This window comes from Enterococcus salsurae, from assembly GCF_054784955.1.
Genome location: NZ_BAAHWY010000001.1, coordinates 611355 through 636204, shown reverse-complemented (window position 1 = coordinate 636204; position 24850 = coordinate 611355). Strand labels below are relative to the sequence as shown.

Annotated in this window: 22 protein-coding genes and 1 pseudogene; 15 read left to right on the top strand and 8 right to left on the bottom strand. The window is 43.6% G+C overall.

What is annotated here, in order from left to right; genetic code table 11:
* Window positions 1-5 precede the first annotated feature (5 nt).
* The 4 genes from ACYVRS_RS03135 to ACYVRS_RS03120 all read left to right on the top strand — a co-directional run bounded on the left by ACYVRS_RS03135 (window position 6) and on the right by ACYVRS_RS03120 (window position 5238).
* Window positions 6-1793, top strand: a complete 1788-nt coding sequence (locus tag ACYVRS_RS03135) for a V-type ATP synthase subunit A (RefSeq protein WP_461202473.1) — start codon at window positions 6-8, stop codon at window positions 1791-1793.
* Window positions 1777-3174: a V-type ATP synthase subunit B gene (locus tag ACYVRS_RS03130; RefSeq protein WP_461202471.1), complete on the top strand. Its 1398-nt coding sequence runs from the start codon at window positions 1777-1779 to the stop codon at window positions 3172-3174. The genes ACYVRS_RS03135 and ACYVRS_RS03130 overlap by 17 nt, the downstream gene beginning before the upstream one ends.
* Complete coding sequence (locus ACYVRS_RS03125; protein WP_022797081.1) at window positions 3155-3784, top strand: V-type ATP synthase subunit D; 630 nt, start codon at window positions 3155-3157, stop codon at window positions 3782-3784. Before ACYVRS_RS03130 ends, ACYVRS_RS03125 begins: the two co-directional genes overlap by 20 nt.
* 83 nt (window positions 3785-3867) lie before the next feature.
* Complete coding sequence (locus ACYVRS_RS03120; protein WP_461202469.1) at window positions 3868-5238, top strand: TrkH family potassium uptake protein; 1371 nt, start codon at window positions 3868-3870, stop codon at window positions 5236-5238.
* Window positions 5239-5405: 167 nt separating this feature from the next.
* On the opposite strand, the gene ACYVRS_RS03115 is transcribed toward ACYVRS_RS03120, so the two are convergent.
* Window positions 5406-6464: a zinc-binding dehydrogenase gene (locus ACYVRS_RS03115; RefSeq protein WP_461202467.1), complete on the bottom strand. Its 1059-nt coding sequence runs from the start codon at window positions 6462-6464 to the stop codon at window positions 5406-5408.
* 171 nt (window positions 6465-6635) lie between these two features.
* Here ACYVRS_RS03115 and ACYVRS_RS03110 point away from each other — a divergent pair, with 171 nt between their 5' ends.
* Complete coding sequence (locus ACYVRS_RS03110; RefSeq protein ID WP_086275796.1) at window positions 6636-7046, top strand: MerR family transcriptional regulator; 411 nt, start codon at window positions 6636-6638, stop codon at window positions 7044-7046.
* A 70-nt stretch (window positions 7047-7116) separates the two neighbouring features.
* On the opposite strand, the gene ACYVRS_RS03105 is transcribed toward ACYVRS_RS03110, so the two are convergent.
* The 3 genes from ACYVRS_RS03105 to ACYVRS_RS03095 all read right to left on the bottom strand — a co-directional run bounded on the left by ACYVRS_RS03105 (window position 7117) and on the right by ACYVRS_RS03095 (window position 9317).
* A complete protein-coding gene (locus ACYVRS_RS03105; RefSeq protein ID WP_461197950.1) occupies window positions 7117-7701 on the bottom strand; it encodes an acyltransferase in 585 nt (194 codons plus the stop codon).
* 137 nt (window positions 7702-7838) lie between these two features.
* The gene (locus tag ACYVRS_RS03100) at window positions 7839-8642 is read right to left on the bottom strand and encodes a Cof-type HAD-IIB family hydrolase (protein ID WP_461197951.1); all 804 of its coding nucleotides are present in this window, start codon (window positions 8640-8642) and stop codon (window positions 7839-7841) included.
* Between the two features lie 45 nt (window positions 8643-8687).
* Complete coding sequence (locus tag ACYVRS_RS03095) at window positions 8688-9317, bottom strand: sugar O-acetyltransferase (RefSeq protein ID WP_461197952.1); 630 nt, start codon at window positions 9315-9317, stop codon at window positions 8688-8690.
* 177 nt (window positions 9318-9494) lie between these two features.
* Between ACYVRS_RS03095 and ACYVRS_RS03090 the strand changes: the two genes are divergently transcribed.
* Entirely contained in the window at window positions 9495-10496 is a 1002-nt protein-coding gene (locus ACYVRS_RS03090; protein ID WP_461197953.1) for an ROK family protein, read from the top strand.
* A 58-nt stretch (window positions 10497-10554) separates the two neighbouring features.
* A complete protein-coding gene (locus ACYVRS_RS03085) occupies window positions 10555-10824 on the top strand; it encodes a hypothetical protein (RefSeq protein WP_461197954.1) in 270 nt (89 codons plus the stop codon).
* A 93-nt stretch (window positions 10825-10917) separates the two neighbouring features.
* On the opposite strand, the gene ACYVRS_RS03080 is transcribed toward ACYVRS_RS03085, so the two are convergent.
* Window positions 10918-12318: a M23 family metallopeptidase gene (locus ACYVRS_RS03080; RefSeq protein ID WP_461202465.1), complete on the bottom strand. Its 1401-nt coding sequence runs from the start codon at window positions 12316-12318 to the stop codon at window positions 10918-10920.
* 183 nt (window positions 12319-12501) lie between these two features.
* Between ACYVRS_RS03080 and ACYVRS_RS03075 the strand changes: the two genes are divergently transcribed.
* Window positions 12502-12969 (top strand): GNAT family N-acetyltransferase, encoded by a 468-nt coding sequence (locus ACYVRS_RS03075; protein ID WP_086275791.1) that lies wholly within the window; start codon window positions 12502-12504, stop codon window positions 12967-12969.
* A 218-nt stretch (window positions 12970-13187) separates the two neighbouring features.
* On the opposite strand, the gene ACYVRS_RS03070 is transcribed toward ACYVRS_RS03075, so the two are convergent.
* Complete coding sequence (locus ACYVRS_RS03070) at window positions 13188-14291, bottom strand: iron-containing alcohol dehydrogenase family protein (protein ID WP_461197956.1); 1104 nt, start codon at window positions 14289-14291, stop codon at window positions 13188-13190.
* Between the two features lies 1 nt (window position 14292).
* Window positions 14293-15228 (bottom strand): bile acid:sodium symporter family protein, encoded by a 936-nt coding sequence (locus ACYVRS_RS03065; RefSeq protein ID WP_461202463.1) that lies wholly within the window; start codon window positions 15226-15228, stop codon window positions 14293-14295.
* A gap of 680 nt (window positions 15229-15908) precedes the next feature.
* On the opposite strand from ACYVRS_RS03065, the pseudogene ACYVRS_RS03060 reads away from it, so the two are divergent.
* From ACYVRS_RS03060 to ACYVRS_RS03040, 5 genes and pseudogenes are all read left to right on the top strand, one after another.
* Window positions 15909-18563: pseudogene (locus ACYVRS_RS03060) on the top strand (HAD-IC family P-type ATPase).
* A 206-nt stretch (window positions 18564-18769) separates the two neighbouring features.
* Complete coding sequence (locus tag ACYVRS_RS03055) at window positions 18770-19288, top strand: VOC family protein (protein ID WP_054115281.1); 519 nt, start codon at window positions 18770-18772, stop codon at window positions 19286-19288.
* Between the two features lie 284 nt (window positions 19289-19572).
* A complete protein-coding gene (locus ACYVRS_RS03050) occupies window positions 19573-20646 on the top strand; it encodes a FecCD family ABC transporter permease (protein ID WP_313538919.1) in 1074 nt (357 codons plus the stop codon).
* A gap of 5 nt (window positions 20647-20651) precedes the next feature.
* Window positions 20652-21422, top strand: coding sequence for an ABC transporter ATP-binding protein (locus tag ACYVRS_RS03045; RefSeq protein ID WP_313538917.1), 771 nt, complete (start codon window positions 20652-20654; stop codon window positions 21420-21422).
* A 5-nt stretch (window positions 21423-21427) separates the two neighbouring features.
* The gene (locus ACYVRS_RS03040) at window positions 21428-22441 is read left to right on the top strand and encodes an ABC transporter substrate-binding protein (RefSeq protein WP_313538915.1); all 1014 of its coding nucleotides are present in this window, start codon (window positions 21428-21430) and stop codon (window positions 22439-22441) included.
* Between the two features lie 133 nt (window positions 22442-22574).
* Here the strand turns inward: ACYVRS_RS03040 and ACYVRS_RS03035 are convergent, their stop codons facing one another.
* A complete protein-coding gene (locus ACYVRS_RS03035; RefSeq protein WP_461202650.1) occupies window positions 22575-23540 on the bottom strand; it encodes an NAD-dependent epimerase/dehydratase family protein in 966 nt (321 codons plus the stop codon).
* A 189-nt stretch (window positions 23541-23729) separates the two neighbouring features.
* On the opposite strand from ACYVRS_RS03035, the gene ACYVRS_RS03030 reads away from it, so the two are divergent.
* Window positions 23730-24149: a MerR family transcriptional regulator gene (locus ACYVRS_RS03030; RefSeq protein WP_312542711.1), complete on the top strand. Its 420-nt coding sequence runs from the start codon at window positions 23730-23732 to the stop codon at window positions 24147-24149.
* A 142-nt stretch (window positions 24150-24291) separates the two neighbouring features.
* A complete protein-coding gene (locus tag ACYVRS_RS03025) occupies window positions 24292-24828 on the top strand; it encodes a hypothetical protein (RefSeq protein ID WP_313538913.1) in 537 nt (178 codons plus the stop codon).
* The last annotated feature ends 22 nt before the right edge of the window (window positions 24829-24850 follow it).

Sequence of the window (24850 nt, the reverse complement as noted above, 5' to 3'; positions counted from 1 at the left end):
ATGTTGTGGAAAAAGGAACAATTATTAAAGTATCAGGTCCATTGGTTTTAGCCAAAAATATGGGTCATGCAAGTTTAGAAGATATCTGTTATGTAGGAGATTTAGGCGTGGTCGGTGAAATCATCGAAATGCGCGGCGACGTCGCTTCGATCCAAGTCTACGAAGAAACTTCAGGGATTGGTCCCGGAGAACCAGTCGAAACCACTGGTGAACCGCTATCCGTGGAATTGGCTCCCGGAATTATGTCTCAAATGTTTGATGGGATCCAACGCCCATTGGAAACCTTTATGGATGTTACCAAAAGTAACTTCTTGACTCGCGGGGTGCAATTGCCTGCGTTGAATCATGAGAAAAAGTGGTCTTTTGTACCGGTGGTCGAAGTGGGTGCAGCGGTTAGTACCGGAATGGTTATCGGAACTGTGCAAGAAACACCACTGATCGATCACAAAATTATGGTTCCTCATGGCATTTCAGGAACAGTCAAAGCTGTTTATGCAGGGGAATATACGATTGATGAAGTGATTTATGTCTTAGATACGACTAAAGGAGAACGTTCATTTACGATGCTACAAAAATGGCCGGTTCGTCATAGCCGTCCAGTGAAGCAAAAACTGAATCCAATCGAACCGATGATTACAGGACAGCGCGTGATTGACACGTTCTTTCCAATCGCTAAAGGCGGGGCTTCAGCCGTTCCGGGTCCTTTTGGTGCGGGAAAGACCGTTGTTCAGCATCAAATTGCCAAGTGGGCGGATGTCGACTTGGTTGTCTATGTTGGCTGTGGGGAACGCGGCAATGAAATGACAGATGTAATGAACGAATTTCCAGAGTTGATCGATCCTCGCAGTGGTGAATCTTTAATGGCTAGAACCGTTTTGATTGCCAATACATCAAATATGCCAGTAGCCGCTCGGGAAGCGTCGATTTATACGGGGATTACCATTGCAGAGTACTTCCGTGACATGGGCTATTCAGTGGCGATCATGGCGGATTCAACCTCACGTTGGGCGGAAGCACTGCGAGAAATGTCTGGTCGTTTGGAGGAAATGCCTGGGGATGAAGGATATCCGGCTTATTTAGGTAGCCGTTTGGCAGAGTATTATGAACGTTCTGGGAAAGCGATTTGCTTAGGTTCTGATCAAGAAGGCAGTATTACTGCAATCAGCGCCGTGTCACCATCTGGTGGGGACATTTCGGAACCAGTTACTCAAAATACTTTACGGGTCGTTAAAGTATTTTGGGGCTTAGATGCCACATTAGCGCAAAAACGTCATTTTCCATCAATCGATTGGTTGAAGAGTTATTCTTTATATGAAAACGAACTTGGCGCCTTTTTGGATCAGCAAATGCAAGTGGATTGGTCCAAACAAGTAACAGAAGCCATGCGGATGCTACAAAAAGAATCTGAATTGTCAGAGATCGTTCGTCTTGTCGGTATCGACGCTTTATCAGAAAAAGATCAATTATTGCTGGAAACGACCAAGTCCTTGAGAGAAGATTTCTTACAGCAAAATGCTTTTGACGATGTCGATACGTTTACCTCTCGTGAAAAGCAGTTCAAAATGCTAGAAACGATCTTATTGCTCCACAAAGAAGCCGAAGATGCGTTAACACTAGGTGCGTATCTTTCAGAAGTCTACTCAGGAATTGAAGAACTACGAGACAAAGTTGCACGCATGAAGTATTTGCCTGAAGGTGAATTTGCCAAAATTTCTGCTTTGCATCAAGAAATCAAAGCAACCATAAAAGAAATTTTACAGAAAGGAGACCGTACTGATGATCAAGGAATATAAAACGATTGGAGAAGTCGTCGGTCCATTGATGGCCGTCGATCGTGTCTCTGGTGTCAAATACGAAGAGTTGATCGAAGTCCGCATGCAAAACGGAGACATGCGACAAGGCCAAGTGCTTGAGATTCAAGAAGACAAAGCATTAGTCCAAATTTTTGAAGGGACTGGAGGGATTAACTTGCGCGAATCAGCGGTCCGCTTTTTGGGGCATCCTTTGGAATTAGGCGTTTCAGAGCAAATGATTGGGCGCGTCTTTGACGGTTTAGGACGGGTCAAAGACGGTGGAGTAGAGATCGTTCCCGAAAAATTTATGGATATCAACGGCGAAGTCATTAATCCAGCAGCCCGAGATTACCCTGATGAATTTATTCAAACGGGGATTTCATCAATTGACCATTTGAACACATTGGTTCGGGGACAAAAACTACCAATTTTTTCAGGTTCTGGTTTGCCTCATAAAGAATTGGCCTCTCAAATTGCCCGTCAAGCACAAGTGCTAAACTCGGAAGATGAATTTGCTGTTGTATTTGCCGGCATTGGGATTACCTTTGAAGAAGCAGAATATTTTATGGAAGATTTTCGGCAAACTGGCGCCATCGACCATTCTGTTGTCTTTATGAATCTAGCAAATGATCCAGCGATCGAGCGGATCGCTACTCCACGAATGGCATTGACGGCAGCTGAATACTTGGCCTATGAAAAGGATATGCATGTCTTGGTGATCATGACGGATATGACCAACTATTGTGAAGCTTTACGGGAGATCTCTTCTGCACGCCGTGAAGTACCGGGACGTCGTGGGTATCCAGGGTATCTCTACACGAATTTGTCAACGTTATATGAGCGTGCCGGACGAATTCGCGGCTTGAAAGGTTCAGTGACGCAGTTGCCGATTCTGACTATGCCAGAAGATGACAAAACGCATCCAATTCCTGATTTAACAGGCTATATCACTGAAGGACAAATCATCTTGTCTCGGGATTTATATAAAAATGGCATTCAACCGCCAATCGATGTCTTGTCATCGCTGTCACGCTTAAAAGATAAAGGGACAGGCGAAGGCAAAACACGTAAAGACCATGCTGCAACGATGAACCAGTTGTTTTCTGCATACGCGCAAGGACAGCAATCCAAGGAATTAGCAGTTGTTTTAGGCGAATCGGCCTTGTCAGAAGTTGATAAAATCTATGCTAAATTTGCAGAACGCTTCGAAATTGAATACTTGAATCAAGGATATCGAACCAACCGCTCCATTATCGAAACCTTGGAATTGGGCTGGGAATTATTGGCGATGTTGCCAAAAGTCGAACTGAAGCGAATCAGTGATGCGTTACTGGCGGAATATTTACCGGAAGAGGAGAATAATGGCGCAAAAAAACGTTAATCCAACCCGCATGGAGCTGTCGCGCCTCAGTAAACAATTGGCGACAGCTAAACGCGGCCATAAATTATTAAAAGATAAACAAGATGAACTCATGCGTCAATTTATTGAATTAATCAAAAAAAATGATCATTTACGTAAAAATGTGGAAGAGCAGTTGCAACATGCCATGAAGGCATTTCGCTTGGCCAATGCCACAATCAATGAAAAATACATTGAAGAAATGTTTATTTTACCTGCAACTGAAGTCTCCCTTGAATTATCAACGAAAAATATCATGAGTGTAGAAGTACCGGTCATGCATTTTGACTATGATGATGCTGTGATGCAAGCGCCGATCGAATACGGATTTTTGAATTCCAATGTTCCTTTAGATAACGCCGTCGCCCGTTTTACAGACGTTATGCCCAAGCTGTTGGCTCTAACAGAAATCGAAAAAACCTGTCAATTGATGGCAGGGGAAATCGAACGAACCCGCAGGCGGGTCAATGCGTTAGAATATTTGACGATCCCTGAATTAGAAGAGGCCATATATGGGATCAAAATGCGGTTAGAAGAAAACGAACGAGCGAATGTAACAAGAATGATCAAAGTGAAGAATAAATCAAAATAAAATGGTATGATAAGAGAAAAACGAAAGCAAAAGACTTGGATTACTAAGACATTCGTTTTTGAAAAAGGTCAAAGGAAATGAGAATGAAAAAAAGAGATCGTTTGAAAAAAAAGTTGGCACATCAACACTTTTTAATTCCACAAATCGTCTCACTAGTGTTTCTCTTACTGATATTGGCAGGGACAGGCTTACTGATGTTGCCTACGGTCACCAAAAGTGGTGAAGGTACCAACTTTTTAGATGCTCTGTTTACTGCTACTTCAGCTATTTGTGTGACGGGTCTTTCTACCTTAACGGTGGTGGATCATTATAATATCTGGGGCCAAGGCATTTTGTTGATATTGATTGAAATTGGTGGAATCGGCTTCATGTCGATTCCCGTCTTCTTTTACATTTTGGCAAGAAAAAGAGTCCATCTTAGTACGCGGATGATTTTGCGAGAATCCTTGAATCTAGATCGTATGTCCGGTGAAATCCATTTAGCATGGTACATTATCCGGATCGCCTTTTTGATCCAAGTTAGTGGGGCTGTATTGCTGGCTTTTGCTTTTGTTCCTCGTTTTGGTTGGCGCCAGGGTCTCTGGTATAGTGTTTTTCATGCGATTTCGGCCTTTTGTAATGCTGGTTTTGATTTGTTTGGCAACAGTATGGTCGGATTTCAGAATGAACCGTTTGTGCTAGGGGTCATCAGTTTCTTGATTATCGCCGGCGGTCTCGGTTTTCTCGTTTGGTTCGATCTCCTGCATAGGGCATCCAAAAAACGTTCCTTACATAGCCGCTTGGCATGGATCACAATGATCGTTTTGATTGTTCTTGGAACGGTAGGCTTCTTTTTGACCGAAAAAAATTCACAGTTGATCACTGGTGATTCTGTCATTGAACGCTTTTTTCAATATTTGTTCTTAGCGGTCACCCCAAGAACAGCTGGCTTTTTCAGTATTGATTACGGACAAATGAGTCAAGCCAGTTTGATGCTGACGATGATGTTAATGTATATCGGCGGAACCTCCGGATCAACTGCTGGGGGATTGAAGACAACGACATTTGCAGTCTTGATCATCAAGGTCCGTAGCTTGTTAAAAGGACGCAGCCAAGCTGAGATTTTTGGCCGAACAATTAAAGAATCTGCCGTTTCGCGAGCTTTTACTTTGTTTTTTCTAACTTTGTCGTTATGTTTCATATCTATTTTCCTGTTATCGATTACTGAAAATATGCCGCAAAACCCTACATTCGGTTTGCAATATATTGCCTTTGAGGTCTTTTCAGCTTTTGGGACTGTGGGCTTGACGATGGGACTTACGCCCTATTTATCGGTTTTCGGCAAGCTATTGATCATTCTTTTGATGTTCATTGGTCGTGTGGGAATCATGACAGTTGCTTTTTCATTGATGAAAAAAGCCAACCAGCGAGAAGTTGGATACAAATTTCCTGAAGAGCGAGTGATGATTGGTTAAGCTAGACGTATTCTGTTAAAACAGTTGCGTATTTCAAAAGAGGATGATTTTTTTTCTGAGTAAATCATAGGAGTGAATATCTATTTTTATGTAAACGAAAGGGGCTGTTGATACAGCCCCTTTGTACTTTATGTGTGTTTTTCTCACACTAAGTAACACAGAATCATTCAGTCGGTCATCTTTTTCGAAACAACCACCATCGATTTGATCGTGCGACGATTTTGCATATCTGCATAGGCTTGGTTGATTTGTGCCAATGGATACGTTTGGGTGAAAACACGGCCAGGATCAATGGACCCATCCAAGACTGCTTTCAGTAAGACTTCTTTGTCATAGGTGGTCACAGAAGCAGACCCACCGGCAATCGAGATATTTTGGGCAAATGTCGAGCCAATGGGCCGATTGTTGTAGTGAGGGACACCGACATAGCCAATACGGCCACCATTGTGCAAGACCCCAAGCGCTTGCTCGATAGCCGCTTCGGTACCAACACATTCTAATGCCGCATCAGCGCCACCACCTAAGACTTCTCGTACTTCAGCAATCCCGGCTTCACCGCGCGCTGCAACGACTGCTGTTGCACCAGATTGGCGGGCCATTTCTTGACGGTCTGGGTGTCGACTCATTAAGACGATTTGTGAAGCCCCAAGCATTTTTGCGGCGATCACCGCGCATTGACCAACGGCCCCATCGCCAATAACGACCACTTTATCGCCTCTTTGAACATGGGCACAACGGGCAGCATGATAACCTGTTGGCATCACATCTGCCAAAGTCAGCAGTGATTTGATCATGCCTTCTGTGTAATCCGATGGTTGACCAGGGACTTTGACCAGCGCCCAGTTGCCATAATGGAAACGAACGTACTCTGATTGAAAGCCATGGGACCAGTTGGTCGCACCTTGGTGGCGATCACAAGTCCCATCGAATCCTGCAAGACAGGCATCACATTCCCCACAACCATGGGTGAAAGGAACGATCACGAAGTCACCGGGTTTAACGGTGGTAATAGCTGTACCAATTTCTTCCACAATCCCTAATGCCTCATGGCCATCGTTGACAGAGTGGGGTTCTTTGTTGTCGCCATGGGCATAAGACCAGAGGTCAGAACCGCAGACACAGGCCCGCACGATTTTGATGATGACATCATCAGTTGCTTGCAACTGTGGTCTTTCTACTTCTTGGACAGAAACAAGCCCGGCTTTTTCAAAAATAGCTGATTTCATATACATCCTTCTTTCTTTTTCAACATACAGCTAGTGTAAATCTTGAAGTGTACTTTAAGGCAAGACAAAGACGTCAAAAAGGTGCAAAAATGTTTCTGGTTGACTTAAAGTATACTTTAGGGGTTAAACTAAGGTTGAAGCAATGCAAAAATCACAAAGAGGGTGGCTTATATGGCAGATACGATTGGCGCAGTCGCCAAAAAATTCAATCTCAATCCGTCTACATTGCGGTACTATGACGCAGAAGGGTTGATTCCAGCAATCAAGAAAAACGAGCAAGGCAACCGCATATTTGATGAAGAAGCGGTGTCTACCTTATTCACGATTGAATGTTTGAAAAAATCAGGGATGTCGATCAAAGAAATCAAAACATTCATGTCTTGGTGTCAAATTGGAGATGACTCACTCAATCAGCGCCTCGCCATGTTCAAAGAACGCAGAGCATGCCTAGAAGCGCAAATCAGCGAATTGACCGCGACATTGGATTATATCGACTACAAAATTTCCTATTATACACAAGCAGTCGAAGATGAAACAGAAACCCATGTGAAAGGGACTTTCCGATTCAAGCAAGAGGCATAAGCCATAGGATAAAACAAGCAACCAAAAACAGGTGGCGCAGCATTTTTTGCTGCCCACCTGTTTTTTTGGATCAATGAGTGGCGGGTGTATCCTCGATCGTTTTGATCAGTTTTGCTGGTACGCCGCCTACGATCGTCTTGGGCGCCACGTCTTTTTGGACGACTGCGCCGGCTGCAATAATCGCGTGGTCACCAATCGTGACACCAGGCAATATGGTTGCTTGCGCGCCAATCCAGACATTCTTGCCAATGGTGATAGGCGCTGGGTAGAGATCCTTTCTGGTTTTTGCTGAAAGCCCGTGATTCAATGTGGCCAGCACCACGTTGTGTCCAATCAGCGTGTCATCGCCGATAGTGATTCCACCTTGGTCTTGGAAGTGGCACCCAGCGTTGATAAAGACACCTTTACCAAGGGTAATATTTTTGCCGCAGTCTGTATAAAAGGGTGGAAATAAACCAAAATCAGTATCGACTTCTTTGCCAATCAATAGAGCGAAGCGTTGCCGCAATTCTGCCTGTGTATGATACTTGTTATTGATCTCCGTCGTATGTTTGCGGGCTTCGTCACTTATCTTAGCCATCATCTGGTGATAGTCCGAACCTGCCTTTACGACTTGTCCGCTATTTAAATAATCTGTGAATGTCTTGTTATCCATGTGTCCATCTCCTTTATGTGTCTGTCATAGCTGTGTGCTTTATTCTAGGTTACAGCTTCAACTCAACTTGAAGTCAACTGCAAAGGAGCAATCAACAAAAAAAGCTTGCCATCGTCTAGAGGCAAGCTTGGGGAAGCTTAAGCAAATGTGGTGAGTAATTTTTCGATGGTGCGTAGGACGCCATTTTCGTCATTTGATTTTGTGACAAAATCAGCGCGCGCTTTGACTTCGTCAAAAGCGTTGGCCATCGCAAAGCTGATGCCTGCTTGTGCAAATAATTCCAGATCATTGAAGCCATCGCCAAAGGCAATCGTTTCGGCTTTGGTGACGTGCAGTCTTTTTTGCAATTCATTGACAGTTGTTCCTTTATGCACATTATGGTTTGAAATATCGATCCAAGCAGCTTCCGAGGCTACGATATAAGCGCGATCACTGAATGACTGCAATGATTTGACACTTTCAAAGCAGCGTAGTTTCGGATCGAAGACAGTGATCTTGACAAAATCTTCTTGGATGTCGGCAAGATCGGCCATTTTTTGAACAACAGCGTAAGAACCGCGCACTTTTTGGGCTTCTTCTTCAGGAGTTGTTTCTTTGATAAAGGCCGCTGTCGGTGTGCAGGCAATAATCACATGATCTGAGGCGATCGAATCTAAAGTCTGGATGATTTCTCGACCGACTGTGTTTGGCAACAATGATTCATAGACATATTGGCCTTGATGTTTGATGCGTGTAGCACTATCTCCTAAAATCCAAATGTTTTTTGACGCTTCAAACCCAAATAATTCTTCGACGCGTTCACATTGCTTGCCCGTGCAAGCCGCAAAAATAATGTCTTTGTCGTGCATCAATGCTTGGATCCGTTGGTATTCTTGCTGATCAAAATCACTCTTGCTTGTCAAAAAAGTGCCGTCTAAGTCAGTAATAATTAGTTTTATCATGGTACGTTCTCCTTTTGTTGGCTTGCCCTTTGGCGAAGCGTCATCTTATGGTTGTTGGTTTACTTGTTGGACTGTTTGTAGTTCACTCGCGTTGATTGGCCGATTGTTTCGATAATAGTGGTAGTCATGTTCGTTGATGGATCGCAATACACGGCACGGGTTGCCTACCGCAACGGTATTGTCTGGGATGTCTTTGGTCACGATACTGCCAGAGCCGATCACACAATTTTCACCGATCGTTACCCCTGGATTGATCACCGCGCCGGCACCAATCCAGCAATTGTCTTTGATCGTGACCGTTTCAGCATACATAAAGGTGCGGTAGTCGGGGTGAACAGGATGCCCAACAGTGGCGATCGTGACATTGGCTCCGAACATGACCCGGTCGCCAATCAAAATCTGCCCATCATCAATGAAATTGCACTGATAATTGACATAGCAATCTGTTCCAAAGTGAATATTGCTTCCATAGGTGAATAGGAAAGGGGTTTCAATCCAAGCATTACAAGAAGCGCCAAAAATATCTTTTTTCAGCACCTCTTTTTCGGCGAGCTGGTCTGGCGATAAAGCATTCAATCTATGACGCTGCACCCGCGCGCGCTGTCGTTCAATATCTAGCCCTTGGCAGTGATCAAGAAATAACTGACCAGAGGCGATTCGTTTTTTCATATCCATAGCTTACCTTTCTGATTTTAGTTAAAGTTTTTAATTAAGTATATTAACTAAGTGGAAAGATGTCAAGAAAAAATGTGATAAAAAGCATGAGCTAGCTGTGCAGATTTACTTTTTCCGACAGATAGGGTATGATCTATGAGAGTTAATTAATAGATTTAATTAAGGACGTGCTTTTTTATGTCACAAAACAAAAATTTGATTCGTGAAAAAAATATGCGTGCCATCAAACAAATGATGCGTGAAAAGGGGACCGCCTACAAGGCAGAAATCGCTGCTGAAACGGGGCTGAGTGTGGTGACTGTGAATGCGCTGGTGGCCCAGTTGGTAGAAGCAAAGGTCTTGATTGAAGGAGATTTGATGCCGCAGACAGTCGGTCGTCCAGCCATCGCCTATCATTTCAATGAGGAGCAGCAGTACTTCTTATTGCTAAGTATTCAAGAGAAGCTGACCCCGAACTACCGTCAATTGATGATTCATGGTCAAATCGTGAACTTGGCCGGGGACATCAAATATACACAAACAACTGAATTTTCAGAAGTGACAATGCCCTTCTTTTTGGCATGTGTCCAGCCATTTCTATCTGCTGGTTTTGAGATCGCCAAAATCGGCGTGTCGATCCCTGGTAAAATCTACCAAGGGGTGATTCTGTCCAGTTGGGAAAATTTATTGAATCAATGGCATTTACAAGACGCGTTGTCTGCATTTGCTTCTGTACCAGTAGTTATCCAAAATGATGCCCATTTGGTCACGATTGGCTATACGGTTCGAGAAAAACGCAGCAAAGAAGAAACGATCGTCGGTATTTTCTATCCCGAAAATAGTATGCCTGGTATCACGATCTATGCCAAAGGGACATTGATCGAAGGCAATATGAACTTAGCCGGCGAGGCAAAATTTTTGCCTCATTTGATGGAAGAGATCTTTCCTTTGACAAACGAGAAGTTGATTGGGAATTTAGTTGAGATTTTTACGATTTATAATGCAGTCATTGCACCAAATACCTTTGTGATCTCGGCTGATTCTGTCACTGAGACCGCCATTCGAAACAAGATTGCGCAATCCACGCTATTGGCCATGCAAGTCAACCAGCCTCAATTTTTATTCGTGGACCAATTTACAGCATGCTTGTATACGGGTTTGCTTTGGTTGGTGCTGAAAGACAGTGAGTATGCACTATAGACGTATCATCCTTGCCCGCACAGTTAGATAATCATACAGTAAAGAAAGGGGATCGATTATGAATACGATCATTGTAAGCTTGACGATCTTACCTGTGGTCTTGCAACTGCTGATGCTGCTGTTTCTTATGCAATCTCGACAGCCAAGGACACGAGGGATCAAGATACTATTTTGGGCAATGTCCATTTTGAATGGCGTAACTGCTATGTTCGTTGCCCTTCTGCTCGGTTATTTGGCGGATGAGAGGCTGATTGCTTCCACATCGTATATGCTGATCCCAGTGCTTGCAACAGGATTGGCAGCCATCGCGACGCTGCTCAAGGTATAAAGGCAACTGTGGCATCAGCAGGCAGAAACGAAAAAAAATGCTAGACTAGGTTGGTTGTCCAGCGCTGGCTAGCATTTTTTAGTTGCCTGTGGTCTATTTGTTCAACACCGTCATTGGATCGATCAATTGATCTTGCGCCAACGTAGGGGACAAACTTACTTCAAAGTGCAAGTGTGGGCCAGTACTATTGCCTGTGCTGCCCATTGACGCAATCACTTCTCCTTGTGCGACTTTTTGGCCGACTTTTACAAGGTTTTGATTGTTATGCGCATACAAGGTGGTCAGGCCATTGTCGTGAAGGATCGCGACATAATTCCCCCATGAATAGTGGCTTTCCGCACGAATCACAGTGCCTGATTGACTAGCGTAAATAGGTGTGCCCATTGGTGCAGCAAAATCGACACCCCGGTGGAAACCACCGCCTCGCGGACCAAATGAAGACGATATTTGCGGATCTTTGACCGGATAGATCAAGGCTTCGCTGCCTTCTGGCAATTCTTGGTCATAGCTGGTCAATGCATAGGCTTCGATCAAGGCATTTAATTTTTGGTCATATTGACTATCCGTTGCATAACGACCAGTTAAATAAGCAGTTGCTTCTTCATAATCTTCGGTCTCTGATTTCCATGCGCCTTTATAAAATTCTTCGTTATGATCCAAACCATTCTTCAATAAATCAGCATAATCTTGCAAAGATTCGGCATATTCATTGTAGTGTCTGAAGGCTGCAGTGATGGTAAAATAATTGCCTGATGCGTCTTCTTCTTGGGTGCGGAAATTGACACCCTGGCCTTCAAATGTCCCTTTGATGCCGAACAAATTGAAATAAGGCGCTTGACTCAATTGACTTTGTCCATTGCCAGATTCCAAAATGGCTTGTGCGATCATCACTGACGCATATAAATCTTCTTCCAGACCAATTTCGCGGGCATCTTCACCAATTTCTTGGATAAAAGCCCAAGTTTCTTTGGTTGGCGTCACTTGGATCGATGAGGCGTCGGTGACTGTAGTGGTGCCATTGTTGCTTGTTGCTGATTCTGAAGGGGTGTTACCAGGTGTGGTGGTTTCAGGTTGTGCGGGTGTCTTTTCAGGGACACTTGGTGTACTGGTGTCTGGTGTTTCTTCAGCAGGTGTTTCAGGCTTCACCGGTGTTTCGGGTTTTGTTTCAGGTGCTGTAGGCTCCTCAGGTGTTGGTTCTGCAGGTGTCTCAGGTGTTGTCGGTGTTTCAGGTTCAGCAGGTGTTTGAGGCGTTTCCGGCTCCTCAGGTGTTTCAGGTACTACTGGTGTTTCTGGTGCAGGGACGCTCTCTTCTGGCGTCGTCTCCACCGGTCCTGTTTCCGTTACTTCAGGGACCGCTTCGGTTGCAGGTGTTTCTATTGTACCGCTTTCCTCAGCTGCGTTGTCGCTAGCGACTACAGCGGCTGAAACGGGTAAACTCGTTAATAATTGGCTGCATACCAACGCAATGGCGAGCCATTTTCTTGTATGTTTCAAAATATAAAACCTCCTTTATATCATAGTGTACCAAGGGGGGACAGACATGTGTAGTCAAATTTTTCATGCAGTTGTGAAAAATTTAACAAGACAAAGCATTTAGCAACAGTTTCCTGTAGATTTTGGTAAAATAATAAAATGATGAGAGCCTATACCATCATTTTACAAGAAAGGGTGACTTTTTTGAAACTAAAAGGGTATCGTTCTACCTACCATGAAGATGTAAGACATTATGTGCAAACAGAAGAACTGTTGCGATACACAGGCACACCGCAAGACAATATCGCAATTTCTGCAACCACCCCGACGCATCACTCTATCTTAGTATACGAAAAAAATCAGCTTGTGTGTTTTTTTGCTTTGGATGAGGGAGCGTTAAAAACGCAATACACCTCAGAACCGTCGGCGTTCGTACTTCGCAGTTTTTCAACAGATGCACGCTACTTGCGTAGAGGTTATGGCAAGCAGGCATTAATGTTGTTGCCTGATTTTGTGCGCAATCAGTTTCCTGACATCAAAGAAATCGTTTTAGGAGTCAATCAGAACAACTTGCCCGCACAAGCTTTGTATGAGAAAGTCGGGTTTGTCGCGAACGGGCGAATACTCCAGGGGCCTAAAGGACCGCAAAATATATTGATGTTGTCCATTTGACAGCTATCCTAAAGAACAAAGACGTGTCTGGACAAGAAATTCTCTTGCGGACACGTCTTTTTGATTGTTTAGGCAAAGAAGTAGGAAGGGTCTAGTCCTAGATGGATACAGATTGTTTGCCAATCTTTGGCTTCGGGATAGCGTTGATCAATACATAGGGATTGGTCGCGATTTGCTAAAAAGAAAGATGTATCCTAAAATCAACTTTTATATGAAAGTCAGATTGTTTTCACTAATGAATCAACTTGAGCTTGCGTCACATGATACGCCTCAACCGCCAAGATCGCTTCCTTGAACATCTCCCGTGTGATCTCATATGGCACATGGACGATGTCGTTGGTGGTCATCGCTTTGTCCAAAATCGCATCCAAATCGCTGGCAGCATTCAGCTGCATATCCGCCAAACAAACTGGCAATCGATTTTCTTTCATAAAACGATAGATTCGTTCAAAAAGTGCTTCTTGCTGATCCAATTTCAAGAGGGCTAAGACGCCATAGCTGACGGAAGCACCATGAAGGAAGTCTTCCATTTTTTCTAAGACGGTTGTGCCATAGTAGAAAGAATGGGCCATTGCGGAGTTGTAGTCATTGATCACCAAGACGGAGACCAAACCAGTGGTCACAATGATGTCCAAAACGACTTGTTCAATCGAATAAGACGGGATATTGGCGGCGCTATCGGTCAACGCTTGGGTACCATACGTCAATAAGCGTTCGGTACACATTTTGCCGATTTGGATCCCCAGTCCGTCCGTGTAATCTAGCTGGTCGCCTCTAGCAGAAAAGCTGGATTCGATTTCTTTGGATAAGGCATCGCCAATCCCTGCCCACAAATATTTGTCAGGGGCTTCCGCTATGATTGCGATATCGATGAAGGCATGGGTTGGTGGTTTGGTTGGGAAGAATAAGCCTTGCATTTCGCCATTTTCTTGATACATCACGCAAACAGCAGTGACTGGTGAACAGTTGGAACCAATCGTCGGAAAGGTAAAAATGGGCTTGCCTAATTTTTCAGCAGTGACTTTGACGGTATCGCAGACCCGGCCGCCACCAACTGCAAATAAGACATCCGCATTTTGGACACTGGGTTCTTGCAAGAGTGTCTCAACGTTTTCATAGGTAGAGTTGCCACCATACCAAAGGGTATCGGTGACAGTCACTTCTTTCGTTAGGGCAGCTTTGATCTTGGTTTCAGCTTTTTCAAGGGCGGTTTTGCCCCCGATCATCACGGCTTTGGTGCCATAGGATTTGACGATATCATTGATGGCGCTGTAGGCATCGGCACCGATGGTATAATTTGGCAAAAAGATACTTTGACTCATATTATTTTCCTTCTTTCTTTGATACGAGATTGGCTAAGATGGGTCCTGTGATTTGATGGATGACCATCCCGACGGCAGCAGGCGTCACGGCAGCTGCGATGGTCGCGAAATGCACATTTGCTAAGGAAATCGCGAGGCCGGTATTTTTCATCCCTAATTGAAACATGATTGATTTGGCTTGTTTGGCACTGACCCCGAGCATTCTGCTGAGTCCGTATCCGGCACCGTAGCCAATTAGGTTGTGGACCAAGACCAATACGATGACAATGAAACCGGATTGAACGATCACGGCACCGTTTTTAGCGACGGTTCCTGCCACGATCAACAGGATACTGACGGAGGAAATCAAGACGAATGTTTGCAGCCATTGATCGATATACTTATGTATCACACGGTGGACGATGACCCCGAAGATGATTGGGACTAAGACCATTTGCAAAACAGACAACAGCATATCGACAAATGAAATCTCAGTATATTTTCCTGCTAAGATGTAGGTCAAAAAAGGTGTGACAACCGTGGCCAAAAGGGTGGAGACGGTTGTCATGGATACGGTCAGCGCCACGTCGCCTTTCCCGATAAAGGTCATAACGTTGCTGGCGGTACCGCCGGATACCGAGCCAAGTAAGACAAAGCCGATGATCAATCCGGAGGAGAGGCCGAATACTTGAGCGAGTCCATAGGCGACCAACGGGCTGATCGTAAATTGAAAAAGAACACCAATAATAAAGGCTTTTGGCTGGATAACAACCATTTTAAAGTCATCAAGATTCAAGGTCATGCCCATGCAAAACATAATGATGCTTAACAGATTCGTGATTCGAGGTGGAATCCACAAAAAAGGTTGCGGCATGAAGTAGGCGAGTATCATGAGGAGAATCATAATATAGATCAAATATTTATTTACAAAGGCAGCGATCTTATTGACAGTTTTCATCGTAGGTTTCTTCCTTCCACATCCTGTTGTAGCAGGATCATCTATAGAGTCAACGTTTATCAAATCTGCCATACATGACAGTTAATAAACGGAATATAAGGGCAAATTGAGGTATAAAAAAACATTCCATCAAAGAAGCGAAATCTTCTTTTAGATGCAATGTGAATAGGGACTTTTTGAATGTTTGTTCAAAAAAGTCCCGTTTATAATAATAAAATAATGACTTGATTCGGCATTCGTTTCGACATCTGTTTCACGCTCCTATTTTGTCAGAAAATTCATAATATTAACAATAATTTCTTTTCAGTCTACAAAATCCAATAAGAAATGTCAACAGCTTTGCGAGAAATTTTGTCATTTTTTCTGAAATATGCAAGAAAACATCATCTTTGTTCTGTAATGGTTTCATCAAATAAGCGAGTAGGAATCTGTTCTTTGATGGGTGAAAGAAGCGGATTCTTGATAGTCAAAAAAGACTACGCTATCATAGAGGCTAACTTTAAATCTGGAGGTGGTAAATAAATGTCTAGTGACTCGAGTGATGGTGAGCAGAAAATGTATTTTGCGTTGCCTTACTTCCTAATTGAATAGCGAATAATCCAGCACGTTTATTTATCATGTGATAAATAAAGGGGCTTTTTTGTGCTATTGATTTTCGCAGATAGAAAGGGAAGAGAAAAATGAGTAAACAAGCATTTCAACAAACAGTAGCGGAAACCCGCGAGACCTATCATGTGCAACAACTTGATGATGGACTGACAGACAGGCAGGTGACCGAAAGACTGGCTCGGTATGGATTGAACCAGTTGGCGGTCGAAAAAACCTCAAAATGGCGCTTATTGCTGCGTCAGTTCAACAACATGATTATTTATATTTTGATATTTTCTTGTGTATTGACTTTACTGATGGGCCATCGCTCAGATGTATTGATCATTGGTATCGTTGTGATCGTGAATGCTTTGATCGGATACTATCAAGGAGCCAATGTCTCAGATGCATTGGAACGAATCAAAGAATTGCTATCCGCAGAAGCGACTGTCTATCGTGACGGCGTCCGTCAAGATATTCCTGCGGAAGAAGTTGTACCGGGAGATGTCGTCTTCCTGGAAGCCGGCGATAATGTGCCTGCTGATTTACGTATCTTTGAAGCAGATAACTTACGGCTCCAAGAATCCGCGCTAACTGGAGAGCCAGATTCAGTTGAAAAAAATACGCTGCCTATTGATGATCCAGCGACACCTTTAGCCGAACGAACCAACTTGGCATTTGCCTCAACATCAATGACTTCCGGCAGTGGGAAGGGGATCGTGATTGCCACTGGGGAACAAACTGAGATTGGCCAGATCTCATCGGAAGTCAATCTTGCAAAAGAACGCAACCCCCCCCTTGATGAAAGAGATCGATGGCTTAGGCAAAGGGATTACCTATGTGATCATGGCTGTCGCGATAGGTTTGTTTATCATCAGCCTATTCCAGCAAACATATGCTTTATCCGTACTATCGTTAGCGGTGGTCACGATGATCGTGGGATCGATCCCTGAAGGATTGCCGGCGACGACTTCTGTTGTGCTAGCAATGGGTGTCAGTGATATGGCAAAGAACAAACATACGATCATCAAAACATTGCCTGCAGTTGAAACACTAGGCTCTGTCGATGTGATCGCCACAGACAAAACTGGTACTTTGACCAAGAATGAGATGACCGTCAAAGACGTGATCCTTGCAACGCATCAATACCATGTCACCGGAGATGGGTATGCACCAGAAGGAAAGCTTGTACCAGTGACACAAGAAAGTGCTGAGGATACCCAACAATTGGCATTGTTCTTGGCTGCCGGGTATGAAGTCAATGATACTGTTTTGGTCAATGAGTCATCACGTTGGCAAATCAATGGGGAACCTACGGATGGTTCATTTTTGACCCTGTATCATAAGCAGTATCCATATCCAGAAGCACCTGTGTATCGAGAATTGTCTATGTTGCCTTTTGATTCGGACAATCGCTATATGGCAAAACTCGTGGAAGACCAAGCCCAACAACGCCTGCTCTTCCTTAAAGGCGCCCCTGACAAAGTGTTTGCGATGGCGAAGACAGCGGACCCAGCCTTTGATGAAGCGTATTGGACTGCCCATGTTCGTCGCTTATCCGAGCAAGGAAAACGGTTTGTCGCTGTGGGCTATCGGCAAGAAACAGCAGCTGAGATCACCGATCAGACGTTTGAACAAGGAATCCAGCTGCTTGGCCTTGCTGGTATTATCGATCCTCCTCGTGATGAAGTGATTGCTTCTTTGAAAGAAATGAATCAAGCGGGTATTCAAGTAAAAATGATTACTGGCGATCATCCCTTAACAGCCAAAGCGATTGGCGAAACCTTAGGCTTAGCACCAGAGATCAAGACAGTCACTGGTACCGAACTAGACGGGATGACAGAAGCTGAATTTCAAAACGCAGCTGTCAATAACCAAGTGTTTGCCCGAACCACAGCGAAAAATAAGTTTGATATTATCAAAGCACTGCAAGCCAAAGGCAAAGTGACAGCGACGACTGGAGATGGTGTCAACGATGCACCCGCATTGAAACGAGCAGATATTGGTGTTGCGATGGGAATCAGCGGTACCGATGTGGCGAAAGATGCGGCGGATATGATTTTAACCGATGACCATTTCGGTACGATGTCCGATGCTATCCGGGAAGGGCGCCGCATCTATGACAATATTAAAAAAAGTATTCTTTTTTTATTGCCGACGTCATTTGCTGAAGGGTTGATCATCGCTTTTACGATCTTGATGCAGCAAGAAATGCCTTTACAGGCCACGCAATTGTTGTGGATCAATATGGTATCAGCGATCACGATCCAGTTCGCGTTTATCTTTGAGCCAGATGAAGCAGGAATCATGAAACGGCAACCGCGTAAAACAGGAAACAAGCTGTTAACGAAACACGATTGTTGGCAAATGGGGTATGTATCGGTCTTGATGGCCCTCATCAGTCTGATTGCCCATGATTGGCTCTTGGCCCAAGGTGTCAGCGAAACAGTGGCCAGTACGATGATGGTCAATATCGTTGTCTTGAGTAAGATTTTCTATTTATTCAATATTTGTACCAATGCTCCAGCATTTTCTAAAGCGTCCTTTACCAATCCAAAGGCTTTTTGATTATAGGCATCATGTTGGTCTTGCAGTTCTTGTTGACCTATGTGCCATTCATGCAACGGGCCTTTCATACCGCCAATATAGATCTTACTGGGTGGCTGATTGCTATTGCATCAGGAATCATTGTTCTATTGGTGACAGAATTAGACAAATGGCTGCGGCATCGGCGAACTGCTGATTAAAGAAACAACTGACCTGATCTATCTTATGTGATCGTGGATCAAAGCAGACCCAAGAATAAACAAACCCTGCTTCAATAAAGGGTTTGTTTATTTGTTTACAGTAAAAAATATGCATTTTTACGCGATGTTTTATGTTTGACAGATACATTCCTTCTTGTGCACTATGAAAAGGAACGATTGAAAAAAAGTGAGAATGGGGGAGGATCATGAACAATAATATGCACGGCATCGATCATATTGGTTTGACTGTACCGAATTTAGATGAAGCCACACAGTTTTTTTCAGAGGCTTTGGATGCAACTGTTATTTATGATACGTACAAAAAAACAGAGCCGATCAAGGATGCTGCATTTACCAAAAAACGCTTAGGTATCCCAAACGATATGGCAGAACGGGCCATTCGTATGATTGGTTTGCCGAATGGCCCGCAAATCGAATTATTCGAATTTGTTGGACCGAATCAAGCCGGACCAGTCGCCCCTTCTGATTATGGCTGGCAGCATGTCGCATTCAAGGTGGATGATATCCAAGAAGCAGTAGCGAAAGTTGAGGCTGCCGGTGGAAAAAGAAATGCAGATCCCACTGATTTAGGCGGGATCGAAGCTGGTGCGGGCAACCAATTCTGTTATTGTCGAACACCATGGGGCTCAACGATCGAATTGATTGCCTATCCGACACCGCAACCCTATTTGGCACAGGCAGAGCGAAGAAAATGGGATGTCTAAGTAAAGAAACGATCCAATATAAAGCAGCATATAAAAAAGGCACAGTCTGGTATGTGCCTTTTTTTTTGCGGTCAAAGATAGGGACTATCTTGGTAAATAACAGGTAAATGAAATATTTATTAGTGAATTTTCAGAAAATTATTTACATTTGTGAGGCTTTTACTTATAATAAACTCAATCATTGAGAGTGATTCTCATTTGCAATTATTAGATTCTCTTATGCGTTTGCACAATCATACACAGAACATTGTCTATCGTTGCTGTGTATCAAAGGGGATAAATATATGTCGGTCGGAATAATCAAAACAAATCGGTGGTTCGTGTCCACCACAATTTTTGCGCTACTGATAGTGGCTATCTTACTATCTGTAGGAATTGCCTTGGCCAATGGTCAAGCAGATATATCAATAGGTGAAGTGTACCAAATTTTATTTTACAAATTAAGTAACGGCCTTTATGGCAGTATAGCTGGATTATCAGAAGCCAACGTCAATATTGTTTGGTTTGTGCGGGCACCACGGGTGTTGTTATCGATTTTCGTTGGAATGGGTCTGGCGATCAGTGGGGCTGTGATGCAAGCAGTCGTACAAAATCCCTTGGCAGATCCATATATTTTAGGTATTTCTTCAGGCGCTTCATTAGGTGCAACCTTCGCGATTTTGGTTGGATTTGGCGGTTCAGCACTGGTTCTGCAATTGGGCCTTTCTTTCGGTGCATTTGTTGGGGCGGGTCTGGCGACTATTTTGGTCCTGGTCCTTTCCAGTATCGGCGGGAGAATGACTTCTACCAAGCTCGTTCTTTCAGGCACAATTGTCAGTGCATTATGCAGCTCAGTGTCGAATTTGATTGTCTACTTAGCCAGCAATGCCGAAGGAATGAAAACGGTGGCTTTTTGGTCAATGGGTAGTTTGGCCTCGGCCTCTTGGAACAAGTTGACGTTTATTGTGCTGATCGTCTCGCTCGTTACGGTCTTTTTCTTATCGCAATACCGTATTTTGAATACGTTGTTATTGGGAGATGAAGTCGCGTCGACTTTGGGGGTCAAACTGACGTTTTATCGACGCCTTTATATGATTTTGGCCGCATTATTGACCAGTATTATTGTGGCTAATTCCGGAATGATTGGTTTTGTGGGATTGATTATCCCCCACATCGTACGTGGCGTCAGCGGCTCAGATCATCGTTTATTGATGCCGATGACGGCGTTGACCGGCGCTCTTTTCTTGATCTGGGCGGATGTGATCGCTCGTGCCACATTGCATGGTGTAGAATTACCGATCGGGATCATCACGGCCATTATCGGTGCACCGATTTTTATTTATATTATTGTCAAACGACAATATAACTTTGGAGGGTAAAGTGGATGAAATTAACAGTCGATGCACTCAATCTCACAATCGGTGATCAGCAGATTTTAAAGGATATCTCGGTGCAAACACAAGAAGGACAATTTGTCGGTTTAATAGGCTCGAATGGCAGCGGCAAATCCACCTTATTGAAAGCTATATACAAAACATTGAAACCTGACAGTGGGGAGATCCACCTTGGGGACATGAATATTTTAAAAAGTACTGAAAAAAAAGTGGCGCAGCAAGTAAGTGTTGTCAGCCAGTTCAATGAAATAAGTTTTGATCTCACAGTGGAACAGATGGTTCTTTTGGGTCGGACGCCCCACAAATCACTATTGGAGCAAGATACCCAAGCAGATGTCGATCTGGTCGAGCAAGCCCTCGAAAAAACAGGATTAAGCCGCTACAAAAAACGCAGTTATCTATCTTTGTCTGGTGGAGAAAAACAACGGGTCGTCTTAGCGCGCGCCATCACGCAGGAGCCGAAATTCATGATTCTTGATGAACCCACCAATCACTTAGATATCAGATACCAACTGGATATTTTAGAAACAGTCAAAGCATTGAATATCGGCATATTGGCTGCTTTGCATAATTTGGAACAGGCAGCCAATTATTGCGACATCATCTATGCGTTAAAAGATGGGCAAGTGATTGGTTGCGGTACACCGGAAACGTTATTGACCGAAAGTCTGATCGAAGAAATCTATGGGGTAAAGTGCAGTATCTATCACCATCCGATCACCGGCGGTTTAGGTTTTCATTATTATTTTGAGAAGGAGTAGCGTAAATGAATAAATGGGGTAAAATGATTGGCTTAGGATTGGTTATGATGACATTGAGTGCTTGTGGAAGTAATGATAGCGATGCAGCAGCATCCACGTCCAGTGAGGCTGCAAGCACCTATCCATTAACGATCAGCAATTTTACAAAAGCAGAAGGCGGCACAGAGTGGACAGCAAAAGATCAGACCTTTACAGAAGCACCAAAGAAAGTCTTGGCCAATTCACAGCCAGCAGCTGAATTGTTGCTGCACCTAGGATTGAAAGACAGAATTGCCGGTGTAGGCGCGACTTTTGGCGCAGCTGACGCATCTGTTGCGGATGAATATGCCGAATTAAATGATTTAGGTAGTGATTATATCAGCAAAGAAACTGCGTTGAGCGTGGATCCGGATATGATTTATGGTCGGGGTGGGTTATTTGACAACCAAGACTGGGGTGTGGGGACGGTTGACTCATTGAATGAGATGGGGATCCCAACCTATGTCCAAGAAACATCCGTTACAGGGGCGACGTTTGACTCTGTCTATAAAGATATAGAGAACTTAGGCAAAATCTTTGATGTGCCTGAAGCAGCTGCAGCATTTGAGCAAGAATTGAAAGATCGCCAAGCAGCTTTAGAAGACAAAGTGGCAGACAAAGAAGTACAAACCTTCGCGCATCTATTTATGTCTGACCCTAGTGTGGTCAGTGTCTACGCAGCGCAAGATGAATCTTTCTTTAATAGCAACTTTGAAATGATCAAATTAGACAATGTCTTCAAAGATTATTCCGGAGAAGTGAGTGTTGAAACGTTGATTGAAACAGATCCAGATGTCTTGATCGTAGGCGATTGGTCAACGATCGAGGGCAGTGTCTCTGGGGATGAGATCATTCAAGGCTTGTACGACAATGAAAAATTGTCCAGCATGAAAGCCATCAAGAACAAACAAGTCTATGCACTAGACTACAATTATCTATTTGGATATGGGTATCAAGCTTTGACGGGGTTAGAACAATTGGTTGATGAGATGGCGAAGTAAACACAAAAAAAGTGAATAGAACGCATGAACAGTTTGGTGTGAAAGCCGAGCTGTTTTTTCATGGCTTTCTATGTGCTATCATGTTTGCAATTGACCATGTATTTGCATCAATTCTTTTCTCTTGCTGCTGTGCTTACTTTTTGTCTTCAGCCGTAATCAAACTATCCACAGCTGCCAAAAGTGCTGTTTGATTATCTGCTAATGGGTGCCATCCTAAAACAGCTTTGGCTTTTTGATTGCTGACTTGGCGATTCATGCTCAAAAAGAGGGCGCCTTCCTTGGCTTGGTGGTTGAATAAGGCACCGAATTTTATGATCCATTGCGGTATCTCTTTCGTTGTTACACGTGAAACCAATTGTGGTCGTTGTTGCTGAATGATCGTGGCCATTTCTTTCATTGTAATTTGGCCATCACAAGAAGCGATGAAACGTTGGCCGGCTGCTTCTGGAGTAAACATGGCTAGCAAATGGATTTTTGCCACATCTCGCACATCCACAATATTCAAAGGAATATTTGGGTACCGTTTGTTGGCACCAGCCAATAATGTGTCTATCAACGTAAAACTACCAGAAACATGCTGATCTAGTGATGGACCGAATATCGCAACAGAGTTGACAGTCGCAAAGGTATACGCTGGTTTCTCAGTTGCAACGAAAGCCCAAGCGGCTTGTTCGTCAAGTAATTTTGATTTTTCATAGATAGATAAACCAGGTTGTTCAGGATCTGTCCAATCGGCTTCTGTCGTTGTCGAATGTTTGTCCAGGTTGCTAAATCCGACTGCACCAAAATTGGATGTCATGACGACACGTTTGACAGGGCTGTTTTTTGCTGCTTGAAGAATACGGATAATGCCTTCTGTTGCAGGACGGATCACTGCTGCTTCATCGGTGACTTTGCCAAAGAAAACTGGAGAAGCCACACTGAATACATAGGTACAATCAGCCATCGTTTCATGCCACTCAGCATCTTTGGCAAATCTGCTTCGACAAAGGAAAGTTGATCCAATGCGGTAATCCCATTGCCCGCCATCGTACGTAAAATTTATTCTTGACTCTTCAGTGACCGAACGGTCGTTTTCACTGTATGGCCTTCTTGTAATAACTGAAAAATAATGTGGGAAGTCAAAAAACCTGTGCCGCCGGTAACCAATACTTTTTCTTTCGTATCTGTTTCCTCCTAAATTTAAGCGAACTGTGAATGATTGTTTTATTGATAGCCAAATTGTAAACCCTAGAGTATACTCTAGGGAAAGGAGACTGTTTGAAAATTTTTGAAAGGTGCGAAATCAATGACTTATTCTATCAAAGAAGTGGCCGAAATGTTTGATCTATCTGTCTACACCTTGCGCTATTACGACAAACAAGGTTTGATGCCTTTTGTGGTCAAAAATCCTTCTGGGTATCGTGCATTTACAGAGTCTGATTTATCTTTGATCCATACGATTTGCTGTTTGAAAAATACCGGTATGCCGATCAAAGAGATCCGCAAGTATATCGAGTATTGTATGGCAGGACCTCAAACAGCCCCCCAACGCCGGGTGTTGATGGAGGCACATCGTAAAAAGATCGAGGACGAGATGACAAAGTTAAGAGAGAATTTGGTAGAAATCGACCATAAACTGGAAATCTATACAGATCCGCAAGCAGAACAGATTTTACAAGAGATGCGGGAGTATACGGAGAATGAAAAGGCAGCCCTTCATTTTTGAGGGGCTGCTTTTTTATGTATTATTTTTTGTTCATTTCTCTAATTTGCAGTTAAAATATTTTTATGATCTAAATATTGATAAGTACCATATGAGAACGTATACTGAACAGTAATAATAGATCGTACAAAATAGGGGGAAGTACATGAAAAAATGGTTGGGTTGGTTAGCGTGTCTATTAATTGTAGGTTTGTTCATATACGGTGGTATGCGTTGGGTTTTTCCTGATATGTTTGGCAATAAAAGCACTTTATCAGCGTATGTAGAAGCAACCGATGATACACAAACCACATTTTTGGTCAAAGAAGCAGCTGGTACCTTTCAAGTGACTACGCGTACGCCTGACGAGGAAAAGAAAACTTGGTTGAGCAATGCAGAGCTAGTTAATGACTATACAGGGGACTGGACAGTAACCTTTGGACTAAAAGGGAAAGGGCAAGATGGGGTAGTCGAGTCGACCAAGATGGACGATCTTTCTGTAGGTGGGACGGTCACCAGTGATTTAGCCTATGCTGCGTATATACCGTATGCCACAGCGAATGGCAATGAGGTGGGCTTGTTTGTTGCGACAGATGACCAAGAGATCATCAAGGCGATTCAAAAAGACCCACAGTCTGCTGAAGAATATAAAGAAAAAGCAGAAATCCGATATATTGGTATTGAAACGGCATCGAACGATTAAAAAAGCTGACCCTTTCGGCGGT

What these genes read in the sequence shown, in the direction of transcription:
- ACYVRS_RS03130 (WP_461202471.1), top strand. Translation starts at nt 1,777, where the DNA reads ATGATCAAGGAATATAAAACGATTGGAGAAGTCGTCGGTCCATTGATG.
- ACYVRS_RS03125 (WP_022797081.1), top strand. Translation starts at nt 3,155, where the DNA reads ATGGCGCAAAAAAACGTTAATCCAACCCGCATGGAGCTGTCGCGCCTC.
- ACYVRS_RS03120 (WP_461202469.1), top strand. Translation starts at nt 3,868, where the DNA reads ATGAAAAAAAGAGATCGTTTGAAAAAAAAGTTGGCACATCAACACTTT.
- ACYVRS_RS03115 (WP_461202467.1), bottom strand. Translation starts at nt 6,464, where the DNA reads ATGAAATCAGCTATTTTTGAAAAAGCCGGGCTTGTTTCTGTCCAAGAA.
- ACYVRS_RS03110 (WP_086275796.1), top strand. Translation starts at nt 6,636, where the DNA reads ATGGCAGATACGATTGGCGCAGTCGCCAAAAAATTCAATCTCAATCCG.
- ACYVRS_RS03105 (WP_461197950.1), bottom strand. Translation starts at nt 7,701, where the DNA reads ATGGATAACAAGACATTCACAGATTATTTAAATAGCGGACAAGTCGTA.
- ACYVRS_RS03100 (WP_461197951.1), bottom strand. Translation starts at nt 8,642, where the DNA reads ATGATAAAACTAATTATTACTGACTTAGACGGCACTTTTTTGACAAGC.
- ACYVRS_RS03095 (WP_461197952.1), bottom strand. Translation starts at nt 9,317, where the DNA reads ATGGATATGAAAAAACGAATCGCCTCTGGTCAGTTATTTCTTGATCAC.
- ACYVRS_RS03090 (WP_461197953.1), top strand. Translation starts at nt 9,495, where the DNA reads ATGTCACAAAACAAAAATTTGATTCGTGAAAAAAATATGCGTGCCATC.
- ACYVRS_RS03085 (WP_461197954.1), top strand. Translation starts at nt 10,555, where the DNA reads ATGAATACGATCATTGTAAGCTTGACGATCTTACCTGTGGTCTTGCAA.
- ACYVRS_RS03070 (WP_461197956.1), bottom strand. Translation starts at nt 14,291, where the DNA reads ATGAGTCAAAGTATCTTTTTGCCAAATTATACCATCGGTGCCGATGCC.
- ACYVRS_RS03065 (WP_461202463.1), bottom strand. Translation starts at nt 15,228, where the DNA reads ATGAAAACTGTCAATAAGATCGCTGCCTTTGTAAATAAATATTTGATC.
- ACYVRS_RS03055 (WP_054115281.1), top strand. Translation starts at nt 18,770, where the DNA reads ATGAACAATAATATGCACGGCATCGATCATATTGGTTTGACTGTACCG.
- ACYVRS_RS03050 (WP_313538919.1), top strand. Translation starts at nt 19,573, where the DNA reads ATGTCGGTCGGAATAATCAAAACAAATCGGTGGTTCGTGTCCACCACA.
- ACYVRS_RS03045 (WP_313538917.1), top strand. Translation starts at nt 20,652, where the DNA reads ATGAAATTAACAGTCGATGCACTCAATCTCACAATCGGTGATCAGCAG.
- ACYVRS_RS03040 (WP_313538915.1), top strand. Translation starts at nt 21,428, where the DNA reads ATGAATAAATGGGGTAAAATGATTGGCTTAGGATTGGTTATGATGACA.
- ACYVRS_RS03030 (WP_312542711.1), top strand. Translation starts at nt 23,730, where the DNA reads ATGACTTATTCTATCAAAGAAGTGGCCGAAATGTTTGATCTATCTGTC.
- ACYVRS_RS03025 (WP_313538913.1), top strand. Translation starts at nt 24,292, where the DNA reads ATGAAAAAATGGTTGGGTTGGTTAGCGTGTCTATTAATTGTAGGTTTG.